Here is a 21,426-nt window from a genome sequence, read left to right on the forward strand (position 1 = left end):
TTTGTATCACGATAAACATCAAATAATCTCGCATTATGAAAAAGCTATCGTGTTTGTCGAAAGTTTAGCAAGCATAACAGAAGAACTATGGCGCACGTCTAGAGCTCCTGGAAAATGGACGGTGGCAGAGGTAATTGGACATCTTACTCCATGGGATGAGTTCGTGGTAAAACAACGTCTACCGTTTCTTTTTACAGGAGAAAGCTTACCAAAAGGACCGACTGTAGAAGAGCTGAATACTAGTGCAGCAAAAGATAGTCGTGTACAAAGTAAAGAAGAAACGATAGCCAATTTTATTAAACAGAGACAGCTGCTAATTGACGCGCTTTATCAAATAGTTGATGAGCAATGGCGACAGCCTTTTACAATAGGTAATTCAGAATTAACACTTTCCGGTTATTTTGCAAGTTTAGTAGATCATGATTTGCATCATTTTTCACAAGTTCGAAAGTTCTTAAGAATGTAGAGGGTATAAAGTGGATATCAAATATTTAATCGATTATTATGCACATGCATCTGTAAGTTTTATGGATGTTTTTACAAATAAAATGGAGCCGAGCCAAATAGATATTGGTCGAACAACAGCCCCTGGGAAGTGTGGATTGGTTGTGCCACTTGCAGGTAGCGCTATATTTAGCTTTAACGGTGTCCCATATGCAATGGAGCCGGGAATGGTCGTACATGCAGGACCACAAATGCCAATCGAAATTAAAGCTTCAGATGATAAAGGATGGGAGTATGCGGTTGTTCATTACCATATCCCTTCAGAAGAAATACCGCAATATCCATTATCAGCTCAGCACTTTTTAATTAATACTGGCTGTCATACAAAAATTATTGACTATGTACAGCAGTTAATAGAAAGCCAAGCAATGCCAGATAATATGTCAATATTCAAAGCAAAAACTCTATTTATGAATCTTTTGGAAGCCATTCTTATATCGGCAAAAGTGAAGATACTCGATACGGCAAGTGACCAGATGGAGCAAGCTTTACAGTATATACATGAGAATTATGCTACTCAACTTTCTGTTTCGAAAATTGCTGAAGAATTTGGCGTGGAGCGTCGTAGATTTGCTTATCTGTTTGAACAGCACACAGGGATGACGCCTAGCGTCTACTTAACGGAATATCGTATCCGACGGTCGAAGGAATTACTGAAATATGACGATTCTCCAGTAGCAGAGATAGCAGAATGTGTAGGTTATGTAGATTGCTTTTATTTCAGTCGAGTATTTAAAAAATGTACTGGAATGTCCCCGACATCATATCGAAAAACAATGCTGGGGGAAGCTAAATACGTCTAAAAAGTTGTTTCTTAAACAAGAAGCGGCTTTTTTTTGTGGTCGCAAATCGGCAAAAGTCCATGTACTTCGCGAATTCGTCCATTCACAACTAGTTTTCTCTTTGTTAGGATAGTATCCGTAAATGATAATGAATATCAATTAAAACGATCAATACTATTGACTTATAAATGAAAATGATTATCATTATCAATATAATTATGTTCGTTAGGAGAGAAAATCTATGAATAAATATTTTAAAATGTGTGCACCTGCTCTATTAGCTCTATCCTTGGCTGCGTGTGGGACGGATAAAGCAGAGGAATCTACATCTACAAATAATGCAGCACAAACTAGTGCATCAGAAACACAAGATCAAGCGAAAACACAAACGATTACATACTTAGGTGAAAAATACGAAATTGCCGCAGATGTCAAAAACATAGTAGCTGCAAGCTTAGAGTCTATGGAAGATGCGGCAATGCTCGGTATCAAGCCTGTTGGCGTGCTTGATATCGCTGGGAAAATTCCAGCATATCTTGCTTCTGATTTAGAAGGTGCTGAGCTTGTTGGAGATAAAATGACACCGAATACAGAAGCCATTCTTAAACTTGATCCAGATGTTATTTTAGGTTCTACAAAATATCCTAAGGAAATGGCTGAAAAGCTCAATAAAATTCAAACGATGATTCCATATTCACATGTCTCTACAAATTGGAAAGAGAACTTAACATTACTTGCACAGCTTACAGGTAAAGAAGACGAGGCTAAAAAAATTATTGCTGATTATGAAGCGAAGGTTGCTGATTCTCAAGTGAAATCTAAAGAGCAATTAGCGGACAAGCAAGTACTAGTTATTCGAGTACGTGGTGGCATCATGTATATCTATCCTGCGGGCGTTTATTTAAACCCTGTGCTATATGAAGATTTAGGGGCTCCAATACCAGAGGTTTTAAAAACTGCAAAGGCACAGGCTGAACTATCTCTTGAAACATTAGCAGAGGTTAATCCAGATGCTATTTTCCTTCAATTTGAGGAATCAGAAAATGCTGACGCACCAAAAGCATTAGAAGAGTTACAAAAGAATCCAATCTTTGCAAGCTTAAAGGCATCACAAAATAATCAAGTATTCGTAAATGCCATTGAACCTTTAGCGCAAGGTGGTACTGCATGGTCTAAGGTGAAATTCTTAGATATCGCAGCTGAAAAATTACTTAAATAGTATAAAGGGCTGGTAGTAGATTTGGTGGCATCACCAGGCTATTACCAGCCTTTTATAAGATAGAGTTCAACTTCTTTTAGCGGATGTCCAAACATCCGCTGTAAAGAGGAACTCAGGCTAAAACTTCACATCCTGTGAAAATGCCTGAGTGACCAACATCGTGTTGGGCCAAAGCCTCCGGACGCATTGTTTATCTGTAGCGACAGCTACAATTATGCCGAGGAATAATTGATATAGAAAAAGGTGTGGAAGTTGAAAAAAACAAACATTGTGGCATTTTCAATATTAGCAGCTGCTCCAATCCTAATTGCAATTGTGGCATTAGTATCCGTTATGTACGGCACAAAAGACATTAGTGCAATTACGGTGTGGCAGGCGATTACTGCATTTGATCCATCGAATGTTGACCACCAAATTATACGAACAGGACGTATTCCTAGAATTGTCGCGGTATTACTAGTTGGGTCATTTTTAGCGGTGGCTGGGGCAGTAATGCAAGGTATTACACGAAATTATTTAGCATCCCCTTCACTAATGGGAGTGAATGATGGTTCTGCATTTATGATTACGTTAGCAATAGTATTTTTCCCAGGGCTTCCTAATTACCAAATGATATTACTTTCAATGTTCGGTTCAGCATTAGGAGCAGGGATTGTATTTGGTTTTGGCTCTTTAATTCGAAATGGTTTATCACCAGTAAGACTCGCTATTATTGGAACGGTCATTGGTACGTTTTTGAGCAGTATTGCTACAGCCATTGCGATGTATTTCCAAGTATCACAAACGGTAAGTGTTTGGTATAACACAAAGGTACATATGGTGGATATGGATATGCTCATGCTAGCTATTCCATTTGGGCTAGTCGGTTTAGTTTTTGCATTAGTATCAGCTAAGGCCATTACGATAACTTCATTAGGAGAAGATATAGCTATTGGGCTTGGGCAAAAAACAAAAGCCGTGAAAATTATTAGTATGCTAGCCGTTGTCTGTTTAACAGGTACGGCTGTTGCACTTGTAGGAAAGATTGCCTTTGTAGGATTAGTCATTCCTCATATTACACGTTTCCTTGTTGGAGTGGATTACCGTTTTATCATTCCGTGTGCAGCTGCAGTAGGAGCATTTTTCTTAGCGCTTTGTGATGTACTCAGTCGCTTTGTTAATTATCCATTCGAAACGCCAATCGGTGTATTAACGGCATTTGTTGGTGTCCCGTTCTTCTTATATTTAGTACGTAAACACGGAGGTGAAAAACGTGCGTAAAAAAACCTCGAGTGTATTCGTTATGACTGTTTTGATACTCATGTTATTTATTTTTGGTGCCAGCTATCTCCATCTTACAAACGGTGTCTTTGATATGACGGTGATGGATATCTTAAAAACATTACTACGCATTGAACCAAATCCAAAATTTGATCTTGTCATTTTTGAATTTCGTTTACCACGAATTGTCATTGCAGCATTAGTAGGTGTTGGTTTAGGGATGGCAGGGGTTGTGCTACAAGGTATTACGCGTAATGGCCTAGCAGACCCTGGGATTTTAGGGATCAATGCTGGTGCTGGTGCAGCGGTAGTTATCTTTATGTTTTTCTTTCAATTACATCTTACATCTGCAGATATGAGTAGCTGGCTGTCCATTTTGATGATGCCGATCTTTGGATTCGTTGGTGGTGCGATGGCTGCTGTGTTAATTTACACGTTTGCCTTGAAAAACGGTCATTTAGATATGCAACGGCTAATTTTAACAGGGATTGCGATTAATAGTGGATTCGGGGCATTGTCACTGTTTTTATCATTGAAAATGAATGCTCAAGATTATGAAGCTGCTGCAGTTTGGATGGCTGGTTCTATTTATAATGCAAACTGGATTTTTGTTGTGACTATGCTACCTTGGCTTATTTTAATAGGCTTTTATGTTTATCGGAAATCCTATTTGCTCGATTATTTTCAATTAGAAGAGGACAGTATTACTAGCTTAGGAATAGCGGTAGAAAAAGAGAAGATGAAGCTGTTATTGGCAAGCGTCGGCTTAGTCAGTGCCTGCGTATCGGTGTCAGGTAGTATCGGTTTTATTGGATTAATGGCACCACATATTGCTAATCAGCTTGTTGGGATCCAACATCGTTATGTCATGCCAGTAAGTGCATTAATAGGTGCGGCATTGCTTATTTTTGCTGACTTTATAGGGAAAACCGTGTTTGCACCGTCTGAGCTGGCAGTTGGTATTGTTGTTTCGATTATCGGGATTCCATATTTCTTATATTTACTAGTGAAATCGAAGGCATAGGGGGAAATAGTATGCAAACAGCATTTAGAATGGAAAATTTGGCTTCTGGCTATGAGCAGGTTCGTGTGTTTGAAGGCTTAAATTTAACAATAGAAGAAGGAAAGGTTACGACTATTATTGGCCCAAATGGATGTGGAAAATCAACATTATTAAAAACAATTGGTCGTATATTAAAGAAGCAGCAAGGAACGGTCTATTTACAGGACCAAAATATGCAAAATTTATCGACGAAGGATATTGCGAAAAAGCTAGCAATCTTGTCCCAGACGCCTATTGCCCCAGGTCAGTTAAAGGTTGAGGAGCTTATTGCTTACGGTCGTTATCCACATCGTAACAATGTTAATCGCCTAACAAACAAGGATGAGGAAATGATTGAATGGGCTTTAAATGTGACAAATACGATGGAGTATCGAAATCGAGAGCTTGCTCAGCTTTCTGGAGGACAACGCCAACGTGTATGGCTTGCAATGGCCTTAGCCCAAGAAACGAATATTTTGTTATTAGATGAACCGACAACTTATTTAGATATGGCGCATCAGTTAGAAGTGCTAGAAATTGTGAAGAACTTAAACGAACAGCATCGTTGTACGATTGTGATGGTATTGCACGATATTAACCATGCGGCACGATATTCCGATCATTTAATCGCAATGCGGCAGGGAGCTGTAATGAAAACTGGCACGCCTGAGGAAATTTTATGTGCAGATGTTATGCGGAACGTATTCAATATTAATGCACGTATTATGCAAGATCCAGTTACGAAAACACCAGTATGTTATGGCTACGATGTTATGAAGGAGACCGATAAATGATGGAGGAAAAAATCGAGAAAGTACTTGATTATGAGACGCAGCAAATTGTATCGAAATTTACGGATTATACTTATACAATAAATATCTATGTACCGAATGGAGAAGTACCGCAAGGAGGTTTTCCTGTTTTATACGTATTAGATGGATCGTCCTATTTCCATCTTGTAAAGGAAGCGGTCCGCCTACAAAGTCGTAATGCACCTAAAACGGGTGTTTTGCCAACTATTGTTGTAGGGATTGGACATGGTACGGATATGCATGAACGGAGATTTTATGATTTTACAGGACAAGCCGAAACGTATACGTATCCTGCAAGATTTAAAGGTAATGGCTATGAGAAACATGGAGGAGCAGCGAACTTTAGTAGATTTTTAGAGGAGGAATTAAAGCCAAGCATTCAGGCTGAATTCCCAGTAAATATGCAGCATGAAGCACTGTTTGGGCATTCATTAGCGGGTTACTATGTACTTTGGCAATTATTCCATCATCAAGCAAGCTTCCAACGTTATATAGCGATTAGCCCTTCTATTTGGTGGAATGAGCATGAACTATTCAATTTTGCCTCAACATTTATAAAAGAGCGTCCATTTGCTTATGAAAAATTATTCATTGGCGTGGGGGAACTTGAAACCTTTATGGTGGATGATGCACAACAAATCGCGAGTGAATTACAGAAAATCATGGATATCTCCTTCTATGAAGCGTTGGAGGAAAATCATGCTTCCATCGTCCCAACTGTTATGAGTAGAGCAATACGTTTTATGAACAAAAAATAAATAGTAATGACCGCATTATTTTATGGTAATGCGGTTTGTTTTTGTTTAAAATTTTATTATTCATTGGGATATATTGTTACAAAAGAAACCAAGGAGGAAAATCGTAACGGTTTTTCCCTTTCTGTAGTGACAATGGAAAAGTAGCTTACTGATTAAGGGGGGCTAGCCTTGAAGAAGATGCTTGGCTGTTTACATGCACATTATTCAAATATCGAGTATATAGAACAGGCATTTCAAAACATTGAGAAAGTAGAACTAGTACATTTTGTGGATCCAGGTCTTATACAGCAAGTATCAAAAGGGACTGAAGGGTTAGCTTTTAAGGTGAAAGAGCAACTTGAATGGATGGAAAGCTGTAACATGGATGCTATTTTAATAACGTGCACGAATTATATTGCATTGTTAGAGAAAGAACAGCTTGAGCTTTCTATTCCCATTATGAAAATAGATGAGCCCTTCTTTGAAACAGTATGTGAAGAAAAACAGCCTCAAACGATTCTTTTTACAAACTCTGAAACCGTTAAAGGTACGATGAACAGACTACAAAAATACGCTTTACTACATGATAAAACCATTACTACTAAAATCATAATTATCGACAATACGTTTGAACTGATTATTCAGGGGAAAAAGGATATATATAATAAAATTATTATACAAACCCTTCATGATGTAGCAGGCGAACAGCAATATATTTCAGTTGCACAGCTTTCAATGGTTGAGGCAGCACGGCAATTCGAAAAAGAGACAGCTTTAACGATCACTCATCCACTAAAGTCGTTAGTTAAATTTGTGATGAAATCTATAGAATAAAAGAATGCATAAAATTATCTGAATACTCTGTAACGATTTGCGCGATACATTTGTTTAATGAAATAACTATGACTTGTAGGGAGTGTAACAATGAGGCGATGGATACTTATCGTAACAGTGTTGTTAATGTTGGTAGGCTGTACAAAGCATGAGCAAGCGGTTACCCTGCCAAAAGATTTACCTGACTTTGTGCAAGAAAGTGACTTCAAATTAATTGATTGGGACAAAAAGGCTGTAGAGTTTGGAGAGAGAGGTATTATTGGTAATGAGGATAAATCAGGTGTTATCGGGGCCAATATGCCGAGTTTAAACACTCAAAAATGGATGTGGCATCTTTGGGGAATTGCAGAAGATCGTGATACCAAGTTAACAATTGTCGGCTATCATAAAGATTCAAAAACAGTGCACCCTATTTTAGTAGATGGCTGGACTATAGGGCTTGGTGGTCCTGTTAATGGTGCCGATGCTCATACACCATCAAGTGTAAAAATCCCAAAACCGGGGGAATGGGCGATCTTACTGTATGTAAATGAAAGTTATTTTGATACGTTGATTTACGATATTCATGAATAGAGAGTGAATATTTCACATAATGACCCTCGTTTTGTAAGCTGAAATTCTTATAAAATGAGGGTTTTGCTTAGAACAATTAAGGCAAATAGCGACAAAATTATAAAATTGGTAAAATAAGAAGTAAGAAAATAGAAATGGAGGATAGTTATTATGACCGATTTACGATATCCAATTGGACAATTTCAATTTCCGGAAGTAGTTACAGCACAGCAGGTACAGGAATGGGTGGGAGATATTCGTCTATTACCGAAACAACTAGCAGAGGCACTTAGTGGAGCCAGTGAGCAAGCATTAACGAAATCCTACCGAGAAAATGCTTGGACTGTTACGCAGCTTGTCCACCATATTGCAGATAGTCATATGAATAGCTACATCCGTTTTAAACTAGCTTTGACGGAGGATATTCCGACGATTAAACCTTATAACGAAGTGGAATGGGCACAGCTTCCGGATTCGAAAATGCCCGCCTCAACATCTTATAAAATGATTGAGAGCTTACATGAACGCTGGGTTTATTTGCTAACAAACTTAACAGCAGAGCAATTACAACGAGTATTTAATCATCCTGATTCAGGATTAATGACACTTGAAAAAGCTGTAGCCTTATATGCTTGGCATGGGAAACATCATCTTGCTCATATTCAGATAGCTTTAGCTAAATAAAGAATTTTTCCAGAGTGAAAATAGGCGATTTCCAGATCTTGAAGAAAATCGCCTACTTTTGAAATTGTTTTCAAGTCAATATTGTATGTTAAAAGGATAATGATGCTGTTTAGGAGCTTTATCTAACTTACGAACATAATTTTTTATACAATATTAATTCCTGCACTTGCGTTACCAGTCACAGTAGCAACAATCCCTGAGGAAGTAATGGAGAACACCATTAATAAGCGATCACCAGCAGCTACTGGCACTGGTGCAACGTTTGCAGTACCAAATGTAATAGTACCTACTGCTATAGTTGATAGAGCTGGTGCTAAATCAACAAATGCTGTTGTAGGGCTGAAAACATTACTTCCCGCAACCGCGCGGTAAATTTGTGCTCTGACTGTTGCTGTTCCTGTAAGGGTTACAGCAACTGTTGCAGACAATGATGCAGAAATAGATGTAATAGTACCAGCACGTGGAACTGAAAAGGCTTCTGTTCCTGTAGCGGCAGTTAAATCTATATTTGTACCAGTAAGAGTTACCCCTGGAATAGACGTACCGAATCCTACAAGACTAACTGTACCGATAGCGCCACCAAGAACTGATGTTAAAACAACAGGAACTATTCCTGATGCGAATGGGATGATGGAGCCTGTTGCTGGTGGAGTCGTAATACATGCAGCTTCAATAGCTTCAAAAGGACCAAGTGCAGTACACTGATTATTTTGATTTGCGCAGCCGCCGCAAGCTGAATTCATACAATTCATACACATTTTTACACCCCCTTTCTTCATTATTCTATTCAGCTAAGATTATAGGGTTAGGGCAAATATCCGTATTGTAGTTTTTATATGTGGAAATTATGGAGGCCTTTTTTAGAGGTTATTGTCAATGACAAGTATTCTATAATGAAATTGACCTTCTGCTTATGTGGTTAATTAAACAAAAAAGTCCAATATGTATTTTCATACGCATTGGACAAATTTATCGTATAAATCTAGATTGATCCTAAGCTGTGTACACATCAACTTTAAACTAACTCCATTTTCGAAAGAAATTGAAAAACAAAGAACCCTTCTCTTTTTTCTGGTTTTCTTCAGGTGATTCGTTTACCTCTTCAATTTGTGTATGGGTTTCATATACTTCCCCTAATGTAGGTTCAACAATTTCACATACATCACCTTTTAAAATAGGTGATTTATTTGCGTCCACTTGCTCGTTAACCACTTTATCTGTTCCTAGAATGACAGGCTCATTAACCATTTCAGTCGCTTCCGGAATAACAGGCTCAATAACGTTTTCGTCTACTTCCGGAATGACAGGCTCAATAACGCTTTCGGCTACTTCCGGAATGACAGGCTCAATAACGTTTTCGGCTACTTCCGGAATAACAGGCTCAATAACGCTTTCGGCTACTTCCGGAATAACAGGCTCAATAACGTTTTTGGCTACTTCCGGAATAACAGGCTCAATAACGTTTTCGGCTACTTCTGGAACGACAGGCTCAATAACAGTTTCAAGTACCTCAAGATTGCTTGGCTCATTCGTTATGGCAGCGTTCATTTCAGCTACAGTGACTGCAGTATTTTTTTTTCTGTAATTCTCGGGAGTTGAGGCATCGTCAGGCGCTAAGGCAGGTCCATTGATACTAATTGGGATTTCCTGTATGTTCGTAGCGTGCTTAAAATGGAAGGTCGATTCAGTGTTCGTATTTCTATATAAGCCATTATATATTTGGCTTGGATGAGTATTTATTGATTGAAAGTATTGTTGATTAAAATGGCGTTCCTCGGGTACATCTTTTTGATTTCCGTTGCGAGTAGAAGGTGTACCATTGTTTCCATCTAATTGTGTATTTGTTGCTTTACCTGCCAGATTTTGTAGCATTTTATAAGAGGGCTGTTTAGATGTATTCGCCGACGGGTTTGTTGTCTGTGTAATGATCGAATCCCTCTGAGCACCGTTAGCAAAGAAATTAGATATTTTTTCAGTTTTAGGTGGAGTGGTTGTAACTTCGGTATTTTCAATCGTAAGTAATTTGTTTAAAACCTTTAGTATATCTCGGTTCATTTCTTCAATTGTTTGATTCAAAGACTCAATTTGTGCTGATAGAAGTTTTATCTGCTCCTCATAGCCTCTGATTTGGGAATTTTTTTGCTTATCATCTATTGTTTCGTTTAGCTCTTCTAACAGTGCCATTTGCGTTTTAATTTCATCAAAATCCATTTTCATAAATAGGTAATCTTCAATTGAATTTCCCATTTTTAATGAAGTTAATGTATCCTTGTAGGCTTCTAATTTTTGCTTCAATTGTTCAATGCCTTGAGTGGAGTACAATTTTGAATCTTCCATTGCATTTCACCCCTTTCAGTCCATTTATATTTTATTAAAAATGTTTACTTTCTGTTACAAATATACCGGTCCTTTCAAATATTTTAGTTTCTTCTTAAGAAAGGGCGGTATAAGCAAAAACGATACATACTGATGCTTTAGTATTTTAACTTGCAATTATTTTTCGTAACGAAAGTAAAGCACCTGTTACAGAAGATGCCTTCCTTTATAGGTGATACATTGCTGATTTAAGTTACTTTTCGGCAGGTTTAAACACCTGCTAAAAATAGAGGAACTCAGCCACGTCCTGTGGCAATTTATTTGTGCGACAGCGGCAATTTTGCTGAAGCATAATTGATTCATAAAAATCAGAACGAATTACTTTTTAGCCCATGCACTTTTAGTTAGAAAACATAAGATACAAACGAAAGGTAAAAAAAATTATGGAGGTGTCAAAAGGATGCTAGAGAATATGCCATCCCAGGCGCAAGAACTTATTTGTATAAACGTCGATAAGGTATTTGACTGGATTGTAAAGGAAATGTCGTTTGATTTTTCCCCTACTGGACCAATTACTTTTCCAGGAGTAACGCCAACGACTGATTTAACAGGTGCAGTAGTTACATGTAAGGTAGTTCCATCAACAACAAACCCAATTGTTATCTTGAACCGTGAGAATCGCCAATTCTCAATTGATGGTGCAACTGTATGTCTTCAAAATTTAACTATTCAAAAGAACTTTATTCTTACGATAGTTGTTTGTCTACCGAACGGCACTATGTTCACAAGCAATACTATTCCTCTTTCTCGTTGCGAACAAGTTACATTATGTGCGCCAACAGGGACAGATGTAGAAATTCTATTCACGGATTTAGATTGTTTCGTGTGTACAACTGGAACATTAACAGCTGGAGCAGGGACAATTACGTTTTCTGCATTAACGATTACTGTATCTGTTTGCCAAAGTATTCAATCTACATTCCCAGTAACTGTGGAATTCTTAGCGACTTTCTGCGAACCAAGAGCAGAATTACCGTTCGCATGTCCGGGTGTAGTACGCCCGCAGCAGTGCCCTGCTATCTTCCCAACAGTTGGTTAATGGTACTAACACATAGAAGAAAATCATATTATAAAGAGAGGTTAATCCTCTCTTTTTTTTTATGAAAGATTTCAGACAGTAGCTAGCGCTTAAAGTAGGTTGGTTAATTAAATACTATTGGCAAGGGGGTACTAATTATGACTACTCGTATCGATCATGTGGAAGAAAAGATAAATGAACTAAAAAAACAAACAGATTTTTATGTTCATGAAATTAAAAAAACGGTTGAGAAGCTTATTATTCCGGATAGTGTCAGCATCATTAGTTATTTCACGTCCTCGTTCAATATTTCTTATAATCCTGATGAGGAAAGCTTATGTTTGGGCTCCTATCATATTCGCAATATAGGGAATCAGCCTATAACGAATCCGTATCTTTGTATAAAACTGCCTGAAGATTCTCCATTCTCTTTCTCAGGAAGGTATGTCTATGAACATTTCGCACCAAATTTAAAAGGCAACAGTAGCTGGGAACGAATCAACGATCAATCAAGCAAGGAGGAATTCTGGCTTAGACCTATAGGCAAAACAACGTTAGAGCCAAACGAAACATTATCATTTCCTAACTTTCAAATTAAGTGGGGTCATAATTTTTCTTATTCAGGAAGTATCATGGGTTTTACATATTGTGATGAGTTCAAAGATGGTGTCGTTGTCTTAAATCCAATTAATCTCAATGGAATTAGTCATACACAGGAGGATGAAAATGAGTGAGTCTGAAAATATAAATCAAAAAATAGATAGTGTTGTCCATCAACTAATAAAGGAACAGCTTACGAATTTATCTAACTATAATAATACGAAAAATAACAGCTTTGCCTATCTCGAAAAAGGCACATTGAATCTACTTCTTGCCTATTTAATGTCAGGAGAAAAGAGCAAAGCTGAAGAAATTGGTGATGAGGAAATAGACATTAAGATTATTAAGCAGCTTGATGACATGTTAGAGAATAGTAAGGAGCAATTTGAAGAAGTGATTAGTTTACTTAAAAAAATGTCGTGATTAGGAGGCGCGAGTGTGGATAATGATATTGTTAAAAACAATGATCCTATTCAGTTGCAGCAAATGATCATTTTTTTAAGAGCAGAATTAGCGAAATATAAAAATGAAGTTAAAAGGCTCAGAGAAAGTGATTATTATTCACTAGTACTGAGATTAGAGCGGGAAAATGTTCAATTAACAAAGCAGAAAAAGGAGCTTTCGATGGAGCTTTTAAAGCAGAAGAGAGACCATGAAAAAAAACTTAAAACTTACTATGAAGATATACAAGCAAGAGAAACCCAGAAGAAAAAACAACTTTCTTCGATAGAGGGTTTATTAAAGGAATTAGAAGAGCTGCGTGCAGAAAATAAGCTAATGAAGGACACGTTAACATCCGCTAAAGATAAATTACTTTCTACAAATTCAGATGTTCATGATAAGACTATAGTCGATTGCCTTGAAAAGAAGCTGAACGTTTTTACAAAGGATATAAGCCAACAAATGAATACTATCATTGAAGCCCTTGAAAGATCCCGTTTAGAACAAGCCAGTTCAGACAATCTTAATAAGCATTTAACCAAAGAAATAGAGGAGAAAAGTAGTGAGATAGCAAAATTAACGGAAGAATTGGCGGATATCAAAAAATATAGCCTTTCTCTGAGTGGAAAAACGATAATGAATCCAGGGTTTATTACACATATAGATGCTCAAGTAAATAAGGTATTTGCTCAATCAATGGATTTTGAGAAGCAATTGAATCATAAATTACGCTTACTTGAGGATCTGGAACATAAATTGAACGAGCTTACTATCGACATCAATACTGATAAAATTGTATAAAATTTGTGTTGCAAGCTGTTTCAAAAGTACGACAGACACTTTTGAAACAGCCATTTTTATGTTACTAGTGGATTCTAGACGTAATACATATTATTTCGTTTCTCTGTGTAATGTAACTCTTTTCAAACGTGGTGAATATTTCTTAAGCTCCAGCCTTTCTGGATTAGTTCGTTTATTTTTTGTAGTGATATAGTTTTTATCACCTGTTTCTGTACAGGCTAATGTCACTTGTACACGCATAAAATAACCTCCTTTTAAATCGTAATAATTACGCTTTATACATTATTATTTATAGAGAAATATGTCAATACCGTATTTCCGTAAAGTTTTTAGCGTTGCTTTTTTTAGGACTCTATGTTTTAATTACGAAATGTAAATAGTAATAATTACGATTTAAGGAGTTGTAAAGATGACAAAGAAAATCCCCGTTACAGTGTTAAGTGGTTATTTAGGTTCTGGTAAGACAACAATGATGAATCATGTTTTACAAAATGAAAAAGATATGCGTGTTGCTGTAATCGTCAATGATATGAGTGAAATTAATATCGATGCAGAACTAATTGCAAATGGAAGCGGCATTTCACGAACAGAGGAAAAATTTGTGGAGCTATCGAATGGTTGTATTTGTTGCACGCTACGTGAGGATTTATTGCAGGAGGTGGAGCGACTCGCGAGGCTCGGTACTATTGATTATATTTTAATTGAATCGACGGGGATTAGCGAACCAATACCTGTTGCCCAAACATTTAGCTATTTAGATGAGGAGCTTGGTATTGATTTAACAAAGTTTTGCCAGCTTGACACGATGGTGACCGTTGTAGATGCGAATCGTTTTTGGCATGATTTTCAGTCGGGTGAAAGCCTTTTAGAGCGTAAGGAGGCAGTCGGCGAGTTTGATGAAAGAGATGTTGCCGACTTACTCATTGACCAAATCGAGTTTTGTGATGTCCTTGTATTAAACAAATGTGATTTAGTATCAGATGAAGAGCTTGAAAGATTAGAACGTATTTTACGTGTATTACAACCTGAAGCCAAGCTAATTCGTACAGTAAACGGTGTAATAGAGCCCGCTGAGATTTTAAATACTGGACGCTTTGACTTTGAACGGGTATCAGAATCTGCTGGCTGGTTAAAAGAATTAGAGCTTGGTCATGAAAATCATACACCGGAAACGGAGGAGTATGGCATTTCTTCTTTCATTTATAAGCGTAGAAGACCATTTCATCCAATGCGATTTGTAGAATGGTGTGATCATATGCCAGAATCTATTGTCCGAGCAAAGGGTATTATTTGGAGTGCGAAACATCAGAATGTTGCATTATTACTATCACAGGCAGGTTCATCGGCAAAAATAGAACCAGTTTCTTATTGGGTAGCCGCTCTACCAAAGGAACAACAGCAGGATGTTTTCTTGCAAAGTCCTGAGGTAGTAGAAGATTGGGATGAGGAATTTGGAGATCGCATGACACAGCTCGTTATTATTGGTGTTGATTTAGATAAAGAGGCGATTATAAAAGAACTAGACAAGTGTTTATTAACGGAAGAAGAGTTTAATAACTCATGGGATGGTTTACAAGATCCGTTCAATTGGGAATGGCATTAATTCTTTCGGCAAGTGTTTAGATAGCGAAAGCAAAACAAAGAAGATTTCGGCTAGGATTCCGAAATCTTCTTTTGAAATACATGATTATAATTAGTCGCATCTCGCAAGGCTTTTTCCTCAAGTGGAATACGTACGGACAGCATTGTCACATTTAAAAGTGTAAAGCAAAATGCTGTAAAATATGCTTGAAACATTAAAGGTAGGAGCATAATTTCTAAGCAAACTACAGCGTAATTTGGATGACGCATAAATGTGTAAGGGCCTTTTCGTACAACTTCTGCATCCGGCAATATGAGTATTTTTGTGTTCCAAAAAGACCCCAATGAACGGATACACCAAATGCGTAATACTTGAACGGCAATAAATAATAAAAATAATAACGGAAATAAAGGAGATAAACTTTTATGATTAGTAACGACTTCAATAATTAAAAATAGGAAAAAACCAGCATGCAAAGCAACCATATATGGATAATGAGAAGAACCAACTTCGTATGCCCCTTGTGAAAGCATCCATCTTTCATTGCGTTTTGCAATGAAAACTTCTGTCAATCTTTGTAGAATGACGAGGAACAAAATAATGTAAATAATCATGCTACTCCCTCCATTTAAGTAATACAGCTTCAGCACAGAAGCCAGGGCCGAGAGCGACGAGCAAGCCAGTATCCTCTACTTGTCCTTCGTTTAACATAAATTGCTCCAATACATATAGCACCGTAGGAGATGACATATTTCCGTGAAATTTCAATATTTCCCGAGAAATATCGGTTTTTTTGGAAGCTAGATATAGAGTATCTTCATAAGCTTTTAACACTTTTTTACCGCCGGGATGTGCGATGAAATGGGTAAGCTGTTCATTGTATAGTTCATGTTCCAATAAAAATTGTTCAATAAATGGACCAAGCCAATTGGTAATGATGGCAGGAATACTTTTCTGAAAAACGACATGTAGACCATTGTTTTTAATATTCCAACCCATAACATTTTCTGAATCTGGCATCCATTTAGAGCCAGTCCCGATAATAGCAGGTATTGGCTTTTTTACTGCGATATTCACGTTATCTCCACAGACGAGTATACATGCGGCCCCATCTGCAAAAAGAGACGCACCGATTAAATTGCTTTTTGAAAAATCATTTGGCTGAAAGGTTAGACTACAAAGCTCGACACAAACGACAAGAACTTTTGCTTCTGGATGGGCACGACAAAAATCATAGGCTCTACTAACACCCGCCGCACCACCAGCACAGCCAAGTCCCCAAAGTGGAATACGTTTAAGTCTGTCTGAAAAAGGAAGTTTATTCATAACGCGTGCATCAATACTTGGTGTGGAAATACCCGTACTACTTACAAAAATAATAGCATCAATGTCTTTAGGAGAAACCGGTGATTGTAAAAACGCTTCATTTTGTAAACAGGCTTGAATAACATCAACGCTATATTGTGTAGCTAGTTCAATATATAAATCGTTTCGTTCCTCAAAGGAATGATCGGTACGATGCCATTCAGGTGGTACACAAAAATGGCGTGTTGCAATACCACCATTCTCAAAAACTTTTAAGTAACGTTCTAACTTAGGGATTTTCGCATGGAAAAGTTCCTTTGTTAGCTCCTCTGCGTTTATTTGTTGTAATGTGTACGGTGGTTGGTATGTACTAATAGAAATGATTTTTGACAATTCAACATCTCCTTCGCCAATAGTGGTCTTGTTTATTGTATGCAGGGGGGGAGGGGATACATGCTTGTTAGAAGATAATTGACAATTTCGGAATATTTCGCTATATTGGAAATAACTAAATCGGAAGTAGGTGATGTGACATGATGAATAGATCCGTTTTTAACGAGCTGCAATTCGGTTTGTTCAGTTTCACACGCCTAAAATATATAAATTGACCACGCTGTGTATTTAAATGACAATTGTGGAAATTTGTATATTCTCTTAAATGTGCCTGTGAACCTTGTAACTGCCGAATTGCGCAGAGACAAGGTTTTTTGTGTTTAGTATCAATTTGAGTACAAAGGATATTCACATTTAGGAGGAAAACAACTTGAATTTAACAACTTTAGGATTTTCACCATATTTCGAAGAGCAAATGACTGGATTTAAGCAGGAGGCTAAGCTGGCGAATTGTGTGCCGGCTAGGGTTACTTTAGAGCATAAACATTCCTATCGTGTACTAGCTGAAGAAGGAGAGTGGCTGGCAACGATTGCTGGACATTACGTCTATACATCATTAGCACGTGAAGATTTTCCCGCTGTAGGAGATTGGGTGCTAGTCGAGAAAATGCCTGGTGAGGAAAAGGCGATCATTCATAAATTGTTTACACGAAAATCAGTCTTTTCCCGCAAGGCGGCGGGGCTGGAAATACAAGAGCAGATTGTAGCATCGAATGTTGATATCGTACTTCTTGTTATGAGCTTAAATGCAGACTTTAATATTCGTCGTTTAGAACGCTATTTAGTAGCTGCGTGGGATTCGGGTGCTAAGCCGATAGTTGTATTGACGAAGGCGGATCTTTGTGAAGATGTTGCTAGTAAAATACGTGAGGTTGAGTCTGTAACGTTTGGTGTAGATGTTTTTGTGACTAGTGCGCTGTCAGGTGAGGGCTTAGAAGATATTCGTGCGCTATTTACGGAAGGTGTGACGGGCGCATTGCTTGGCTCTTCTGGCGCAGGGAAATCCACATTGACAAATGCTCTTAGTGGTGTGGAGCTTATGAAGGTTTCAGGTATTCGTGAAGATGATGCGAAGGGGCGCCATACAACAACACATCGTGAGTTAGTTTTATTGCCAGAAGGCGGCTGTTTAATTGATACACCTGGAATGCGGGAGCTACAATTATGGGATCAAAGTGATAGCTTATCCGCTAGTTTTCAGGATATTGAGGAACTTTCTGCGGCCTGTCGTTACAGGGATTGTACACATCAGAAGGAGCCACACTGTGCTGTACAACAAGCAATTACAGACGGTGTACTTGAACGATCACGACTCCAAAGCTACTTTAAATTGCAAAGAGAGCTTGCTTTTATCGAACGCAAAACAAATGCTCAGGCAAGACTAAATGAGCAACGCAAATCAAAGCAAATCGCGAAAGGCTTAAAGAAGGGCAAAAAATCAAATTAATAAGAGTGAGCAGCAATTTCATAGTTGGGGGTACGAAAATGACAATCCAAAACATAAATCATTTATTATTTTCAGTGTCAAATTTAGAGAAATCCATCGCATTTTATAAAAAGGTTTTTGACGCAAAGTTATTAGTGAAGGGTAGAAGTACAGCCTATTTAGATGTAAATGGGCTGTGGCTTGCCCTGAATGTAGAACAGGATATCCCACGCAATGACATACATCAATCCTATACACATATAGCGTTTTCTATCCATGAGGCCGATTTTGACAAAATGTATGAAAAGCTAGTACATCATAATGTCAACATTCTGGAAGGCAGACAAAGAGATGTACGAGATAAAAAATCGATTTACTTCACAGATCCAGACGGTCATAAATTCGAATTTCATACGGGGACTTTACAGGACCGATTGGATTACTATAAGAAGGAAAAAATGCATATGGAGTTTTTTGATTAAAATTAAAAAAATGGGTGTCTCTAAATGGAGGACATCTATTTTTTTTTTGCAACGTTTTCATTTCCCAAAACGACTTTAAAGTGTAGCTAGAAGGAGGAGATTAGGTGGATCTAGAAAAATTGGTTAAAAGCGCAAAAAAGGGGGATGATGAAGCCTTTGAGCAGTTGATCGTTTTGATGCGTGAGAAATTATATCGCACGGCCTACTCGTATGTTCGAAATGAGCAGGATGCGCTTGATATTTATCAAGAATCTATTTATAAAGCCTATACAACATTGAAAACATTAAAGAATCCAAGCAGTTTTCCAGGGTGGATTGTTAAGATTGTTACTTTTAAATCTATTGATTTTATTAGAAAAGATTCAAGGAAATTTACTTCAGGAGATGAGGCGTTATTTATAGAGTTAGCTGGACATCAAAATATTGAAAATATTACGCATACATTAGATTTAAAAGAGGCGTTTGAAACACTAGATGCCAAGTATAAAACGATTTTATGGTTACGCTTTTATCATGATTTTTCTGTTAAAGAGATTGCAAAAATGCTGGGCTGTCCTGAAGGAACAGTGAAGTCCTATATTAATAGAGCTAAGAAAGAATTAAAACCAGTCTTAAGGGAGGGCTACTTGCATGAGTAAGGAAAATAATAATCAATCTATTGATCGTATCGATATTCCACTTCAACAATTGATGGCGCGAGAGCAGGCGGCAATGCGTGCTGCCAAAAAGAAGAAACGGAACATTAGAATTATAAAACCCCTTTTAGTAGCCTGTGGATTATGTATAGCGCTACTAGGTGCAGGATTTTTCTCCCCTACAATAGCGACTGCACTGGCCAATGTACCTTATATTGGGGTAATTTATGCTGAATTTGGGGATATTGCAGCTGAAAAAATTGAACAAAATCATTTGATGACAAAAATAGGAAAGGAGGATAAACATGCAGGTCTTACAATGGCTGTTGAAGAAGCGGTATATGATGGTAATCGATTATTAGTTACGGTTGCTTATACAGGGCAGAATGGTGTTTCTTTAAAAGAAGAGGTAGTAGGTACGAATAAGCTAACTGTCAATGGGGAGCCAATAGATGTTGCGATCGGTTCTACAGGTCAAGATGATATAGATAAAAACACGATTATTGAACATCATGAATTAACTTTATCAAATCCAGATATATACGGGGATAACATTGAAGTCGCATTAGATGGAAGCGATTTATTTGGCTACAAAGGGAATTGGCATGTAGATTTTACTCTTGAAAAATTAAAGGAAGAAGTTGTTAAGATCTATCCAAATGTAATAGCTAGTACGAACAATGGGTTATACAAGTTAAACGTTGGGCAGGTTTCATTCACACCGCTATCGACACGTATAGATGTCCTAGTAGATTATCCAAACGAATTAGATAGAAATGATAAATGGCCATTTTTTGAGTTTGAGGTAACAGATAGTGAGGGAGAGTTATACGAGGGGGAGAATATACAACTGGGTGCGACCAAGGATAATGGACATCATATTATTGTAGTACTGCCTCCTATGGAGAAAATGCCGAAATCTTTTACACTTAGACCAGGTAAGACGAACGAGCAGGGTTATTGGGAGGAAATAAAGGAATTAGAAATAGTGGTACCTTTAGAACCTTAAAAAATAGGATCCCCCTTTAGTTTTAGGAACTAGAGGGGGCATATTATTTAAATGGCAAGAAAGAGAAACAATAAAAAGTAGAAAACGTTCATAACAGTAGAGGGGTGATTTTATGAAAAAAGCTATTATTTTTGATATGGATGGTACTTTATTTCAAACAAATCTAATATTAGAGCCAGCATTATCGGCGACGTTTAATGTGCTGCGTGCAAAGGGCTTGTGGCAGGGAGAAACACCAATAGAGAAATACCGTGAAATTATGGGTGTTCCATTACCTGTTGTCTGGGAAACGTTATGTCCTATGCACACGCTAGAGACACGTGAAGAAAGCAACGCATTATTCCATGTTAAGCTTATTGAACAAATACGTAATCGCCAGGGCGGATTATATCCAAATGCAGAGCAAACTCTTGCTATATTGGCAGAAAACTATGATTTATTTATCGCCAGTAATGGGCAAACAGAGTATTTACAAGCAATAGTAGAAACCTATCAATTACGGCGTTTTATCAACGGTACATATAGTATTCAGTCCATTTCGAGCGGTCATAAATCTGATTTAGTGAAAAAGGTCATCGAGGAAAATGCCCTTGAACGCGGCGCAGTTGTAGGTGATCGTTCTTCTGATATTCAGGCAGCTCGGGATAATCAGTTGCTTTCAGTTGGTGTACGTTTCGACTTTGCGCAGGACACAGAATTACGAAAAGCGGACATTGTCATTAATAATTTAAAAGAGTTGCTTGAAATAAAGCTTGGATAAAATTTTATCGACTACATTTTCTGATTTATCACCCAACTTTTTCGTTTTATCGAAAAGATTGAATGATTTATCGCCTAAGTTTTTCAGTTTATCGAGAACTAAGAGCAATTTATCGACATGCATTGCAATTCAACGGCATAAAGAGTAAAATGGTGGAAATCTATAGTAAGAG

The 21,426-nt window shown here is 37.5% G+C and carries 25 protein-coding genes and 1 other annotated feature (1 of these 26 running past the window's edge); of the genes, 20 read left to right on the forward strand and 5 right to left on the reverse strand.

Annotation, left to right across the window (positions count from 1 at the left end; genetic code table 11):
- The first annotated feature begins 1 nt into the window (after position 1).
- From PVA17_RS02200 to PVA17_RS02245, 10 genes are all read left to right on the forward strand, one after another.
- The gene (locus PVA17_RS02200) at positions 2-466 is read left to right on the forward strand and encodes a DinB family protein (RefSeq protein ID WP_274066744.1); all 465 of its coding nucleotides are present in this window, start codon (positions 2-4) and stop codon (positions 464-466) included.
- A 10-nt stretch (positions 467-476) separates the two neighbouring features.
- Positions 477-1,307 (forward strand): helix-turn-helix domain-containing protein, encoded by an 831-nt coding sequence (locus PVA17_RS02205; RefSeq protein ID WP_274066745.1) that lies wholly within the window; start codon positions 477-479, stop codon positions 1,305-1,307.
- 220 nt (positions 1,308-1,527) lie between these two features.
- Positions 1,528-2,505 (forward strand): ABC transporter substrate-binding protein, encoded by a 978-nt coding sequence (locus PVA17_RS02210; RefSeq protein ID WP_132361347.1) that lies wholly within the window; start codon positions 1,528-1,530, stop codon positions 2,503-2,505.
- A 252-nt stretch (positions 2,506-2,757) separates the two neighbouring features.
- Positions 2,758-3,765: a FecCD family ABC transporter permease gene (locus tag PVA17_RS02215; protein ID WP_132361349.1), complete on the forward strand. Its 1,008-nt coding sequence runs from the start codon at positions 2,758-2,760 to the stop codon at positions 3,763-3,765.
- Positions 3,758-4,789: a FecCD family ABC transporter permease gene (locus tag PVA17_RS02220; protein ID WP_483307997.1), complete on the forward strand. Its 1,032-nt coding sequence runs from the start codon at positions 3,758-3,760 to the stop codon at positions 4,787-4,789. The genes PVA17_RS02215 and PVA17_RS02220 overlap by 8 nt, the downstream gene beginning before the upstream one ends.
- Before the next feature lie 11 nt (positions 4,790-4,800).
- Positions 4,801-5,601 carry an ABC transporter ATP-binding protein gene (locus tag PVA17_RS02225; RefSeq protein ID WP_274066746.1) on the forward strand — a complete coding sequence of 267 codons (801 nt, stop codon included), beginning with the start codon at positions 4,801-4,803 and terminating at the stop codon, positions 5,599-5,601.
- Positions 5,598-6,377, forward strand: a complete 780-nt coding sequence (locus tag PVA17_RS02230) for an alpha/beta hydrolase (protein WP_274066747.1) — start codon at positions 5,598-5,600, stop codon at positions 6,375-6,377. The genes PVA17_RS02225 and PVA17_RS02230 overlap by 4 nt, the downstream gene beginning before the upstream one ends.
- A 168-nt stretch (positions 6,378-6,545) precedes the next feature.
- A complete protein-coding gene (locus PVA17_RS02235) occupies positions 6,546-7,190 on the forward strand; it encodes a hypothetical protein (RefSeq protein ID WP_274066748.1) in 645 nt (214 codons plus the stop codon).
- Positions 7,191-7,280: 90 nt separating this feature from the next.
- Positions 7,281-7,763 (forward strand): hypothetical protein, encoded by a 483-nt coding sequence (locus tag PVA17_RS02240; RefSeq protein ID WP_132361355.1) that lies wholly within the window; start codon positions 7,281-7,283, stop codon positions 7,761-7,763.
- Between the two features lie 150 nt (positions 7,764-7,913).
- Positions 7,914-8,426 (forward strand): YfiT family bacillithiol transferase, encoded by a 513-nt coding sequence (locus PVA17_RS02245; protein ID WP_274066749.1) that lies wholly within the window; start codon positions 7,914-7,916, stop codon positions 8,424-8,426.
- A 143-nt stretch (positions 8,427-8,569) separates the two neighbouring features.
- Here PVA17_RS02245 and PVA17_RS02250 read toward each other — a convergent pair whose 3' ends face one another.
- Together PVA17_RS02250 and PVA17_RS02255 are read right to left on the reverse strand one after the other, a co-directional pair.
- On the reverse strand, positions 8,570-9,184 hold the full coding sequence (locus tag PVA17_RS02250; protein WP_132361359.1) for an exosporium glycoprotein BclB-related protein: 615 nt from the start codon (positions 9,182-9,184) through the stop codon (positions 8,570-8,572).
- 262 nt (positions 9,185-9,446) lie between these two features.
- On the reverse strand, positions 9,447-10,763 hold the full coding sequence (locus tag PVA17_RS02255; RefSeq protein WP_274066750.1) for a ring-infected erythrocyte surface antigen domain-containing protein: 1,317 nt from the start codon (positions 10,761-10,763) through the stop codon (positions 9,447-9,449).
- 439 nt (positions 10,764-11,202) lie between these two features.
- On the opposite strand from PVA17_RS02255, the gene PVA17_RS02260 reads away from it, so the two are divergent.
- From PVA17_RS02260 to PVA17_RS02275, 4 genes are all read left to right on the forward strand, one after another.
- Positions 11,203-11,841 (forward strand): BMQ_0737 family morphogenetic spore coat protein, encoded by a 639-nt coding sequence (locus tag PVA17_RS02260; RefSeq protein ID WP_132361363.1) that lies wholly within the window; start codon positions 11,203-11,205, stop codon positions 11,839-11,841.
- A gap of 137 nt (positions 11,842-11,978) precedes the next feature.
- Entirely contained in the window at positions 11,979-12,554 is a 576-nt protein-coding gene (locus PVA17_RS02265) for a hypothetical protein (protein WP_132361365.1), read from the forward strand.
- Positions 12,547-12,843 carry a hypothetical protein gene (locus tag PVA17_RS02270; protein ID WP_132361367.1) on the forward strand — a complete coding sequence of 99 codons (297 nt, stop codon included), beginning with the start codon at positions 12,547-12,549 and terminating at the stop codon, positions 12,841-12,843. Before PVA17_RS02265 ends, PVA17_RS02270 begins: the two co-directional genes overlap by 8 nt.
- Before the next feature lie 15 nt (positions 12,844-12,858).
- The gene (locus PVA17_RS02275; protein ID WP_132361369.1) at positions 12,859-13,662 is read left to right on the forward strand and encodes a hypothetical protein; all 804 of its coding nucleotides are present in this window, start codon (positions 12,859-12,861) and stop codon (positions 13,660-13,662) included.
- A 90-nt stretch (positions 13,663-13,752) separates the two neighbouring features.
- Here PVA17_RS02275 and rpmG read toward each other — a convergent pair whose 3' ends face one another.
- Positions 13,753-13,902 carry a 50S ribosomal protein L33 gene (gene rpmG, locus PVA17_RS02280; protein WP_053481849.1) on the reverse strand — a complete coding sequence of 50 codons (150 nt, stop codon included), beginning with the start codon at positions 13,900-13,902 and terminating at the stop codon, positions 13,753-13,755.
- Positions 13,903-14,071: 169 nt separating this feature from the next.
- On the opposite strand from rpmG, the gene PVA17_RS02285 reads away from it, so the two are divergent.
- Positions 14,072-15,265 (forward strand): GTP-binding protein, encoded by a 1,194-nt coding sequence (locus tag PVA17_RS02285; protein WP_274066751.1) that lies wholly within the window; start codon positions 14,072-14,074, stop codon positions 15,263-15,265.
- 50 nt (positions 15,266-15,315) lie between these two features.
- On the opposite strand, the gene PVA17_RS02290 is transcribed toward PVA17_RS02285, so the two are convergent.
- Entirely contained in the window at positions 15,316-15,858 is a 543-nt protein-coding gene (locus tag PVA17_RS02290; RefSeq protein WP_132361373.1) for an isoprenylcysteine carboxyl methyltransferase family protein, read from the reverse strand.
- Position 15,859: 1 nt separating this feature from the next.
- Positions 15,860-16,942 (reverse strand): type III polyketide synthase, encoded by a 1,083-nt coding sequence (locus tag PVA17_RS02295; RefSeq protein ID WP_132361375.1) that lies wholly within the window; start codon positions 16,940-16,942, stop codon positions 15,860-15,862.
- A 370-nt stretch (positions 16,943-17,312) separates the two neighbouring features.
- On the opposite strand from PVA17_RS02295, the gene rsgA reads away from it, so the two are divergent.
- The 5 genes from rsgA to PVA17_RS02320 all read left to right on the forward strand — a co-directional run bounded on the left by rsgA (position 17,313) and on the right by PVA17_RS02320 (position 21,254).
- Positions 17,313-18,389: a ribosome small subunit-dependent GTPase A gene (gene rsgA / locus PVA17_RS02300; RefSeq protein WP_132361377.1), complete on the forward strand. Its 1,077-nt coding sequence runs from the start codon at positions 17,313-17,315 to the stop codon at positions 18,387-18,389.
- A 38-nt stretch (positions 18,390-18,427) separates the two neighbouring features.
- Complete coding sequence (fosM, locus tag PVA17_RS02305; RefSeq protein ID WP_132361379.1) at positions 18,428-18,850, forward strand: FosM family fosfomycin resistance protein; 423 nt, start codon at positions 18,428-18,430, stop codon at positions 18,848-18,850.
- Positions 18,851-18,954: 104 nt separating this feature from the next.
- Positions 18,955-19,488 (forward strand): sigma-70 family RNA polymerase sigma factor, encoded by a 534-nt coding sequence (locus PVA17_RS02310; protein ID WP_132361381.1) that lies wholly within the window; start codon positions 18,955-18,957, stop codon positions 19,486-19,488.
- On the forward strand, positions 19,481-20,494 hold the full coding sequence (locus PVA17_RS02315; protein ID WP_132361383.1) for a DUF4179 domain-containing protein: 1,014 nt from the start codon (positions 19,481-19,483) through the stop codon (positions 20,492-20,494). Before PVA17_RS02310 ends, PVA17_RS02315 begins: the two co-directional genes overlap by 8 nt.
- Positions 20,495-20,606: 112 nt before the next feature.
- A complete protein-coding gene (locus PVA17_RS02320; protein WP_274066752.1) occupies positions 20,607-21,254 on the forward strand; it encodes an HAD hydrolase-like protein in 648 nt (215 codons plus the stop codon).
- 165 nt (positions 21,255-21,419) lie between these two features.
- Positions 21,420-21,426, forward strand: a binding site (T-box leader) (it continues 260 nt past the right edge of the window).

It is taken from the genome of Lysinibacillus sp. CNPSo 3705 (assembly GCF_028674935.1).
Classification (GTDB): domain Bacteria; phylum Bacillota; class Bacilli; order Bacillales_A; family Planococcaceae; genus Lysinibacillus.

Coding starts and splice junctions, on each gene's coding strand:
- PVA17_RS02210 (WP_132361347.1), top strand. CDS start 1,528: ATGAATAAATATTTTAAAATGTGTGCACCTGCTCTATTAGCTCTATCC.
- PVA17_RS02225 (WP_274066746.1), top strand. CDS start 4,801: ATGCAAACAGCATTTAGAATGGAAAATTTGGCTTCTGGCTATGAGCAG.
- PVA17_RS02230 (WP_274066747.1), top strand. CDS start 5,598: ATGATGGAGGAAAAAATCGAGAAAGTACTTGATTATGAGACGCAGCAA.
- PVA17_RS02240 (WP_132361355.1), top strand. CDS start 7,281: ATGAGGCGATGGATACTTATCGTAACAGTGTTGTTAATGTTGGTAGGC.
- PVA17_RS02245 (WP_274066749.1), top strand. CDS start 7,914: ATGACCGATTTACGATATCCAATTGGACAATTTCAATTTCCGGAAGTA.
- PVA17_RS02250 (WP_132361359.1), bottom strand. CDS start 9,184: ATGTGTATGAATTGTATGAATTCAGCTTGCGGCGGCTGCGCAAATCAA.
- PVA17_RS02255 (WP_274066750.1), bottom strand. CDS start 10,763: ATGGAAGATTCAAAATTGTACTCCACTCAAGGCATTGAACAATTGAAG.
- PVA17_RS02260 (WP_132361363.1), top strand. CDS start 11,203: ATGCTAGAGAATATGCCATCCCAGGCGCAAGAACTTATTTGTATAAAC.
- PVA17_RS02265 (WP_132361365.1), top strand. CDS start 11,979: ATGACTACTCGTATCGATCATGTGGAAGAAAAGATAAATGAACTAAAA.
- PVA17_RS02270 (WP_132361367.1), top strand. CDS start 12,547: ATGAGTGAGTCTGAAAATATAAATCAAAAAATAGATAGTGTTGTCCAT.
- rpmG (WP_053481849.1), bottom strand. CDS start 13,902: ATGCGTGTACAAGTGACATTAGCCTGTACAGAAACAGGTGATAAAAAC.
- PVA17_RS02285 (WP_274066751.1), top strand. CDS start 14,072: ATGACAAAGAAAATCCCCGTTACAGTGTTAAGTGGTTATTTAGGTTCT.
- PVA17_RS02290 (WP_132361373.1), bottom strand. CDS start 15,858: ATGATTATTTACATTATTTTGTTCCTCGTCATTCTACAAAGATTGACA.
- fosM (WP_132361379.1), top strand. CDS start 18,428: ATGACAATCCAAAACATAAATCATTTATTATTTTCAGTGTCAAATTTA.
- PVA17_RS02315 (WP_132361383.1), top strand. CDS start 19,481: ATGAGTAAGGAAAATAATAATCAATCTATTGATCGTATCGATATTCCA.
- PVA17_RS02320 (WP_274066752.1), top strand. CDS start 20,607: ATGAAAAAAGCTATTATTTTTGATATGGATGGTACTTTATTTCAAACA.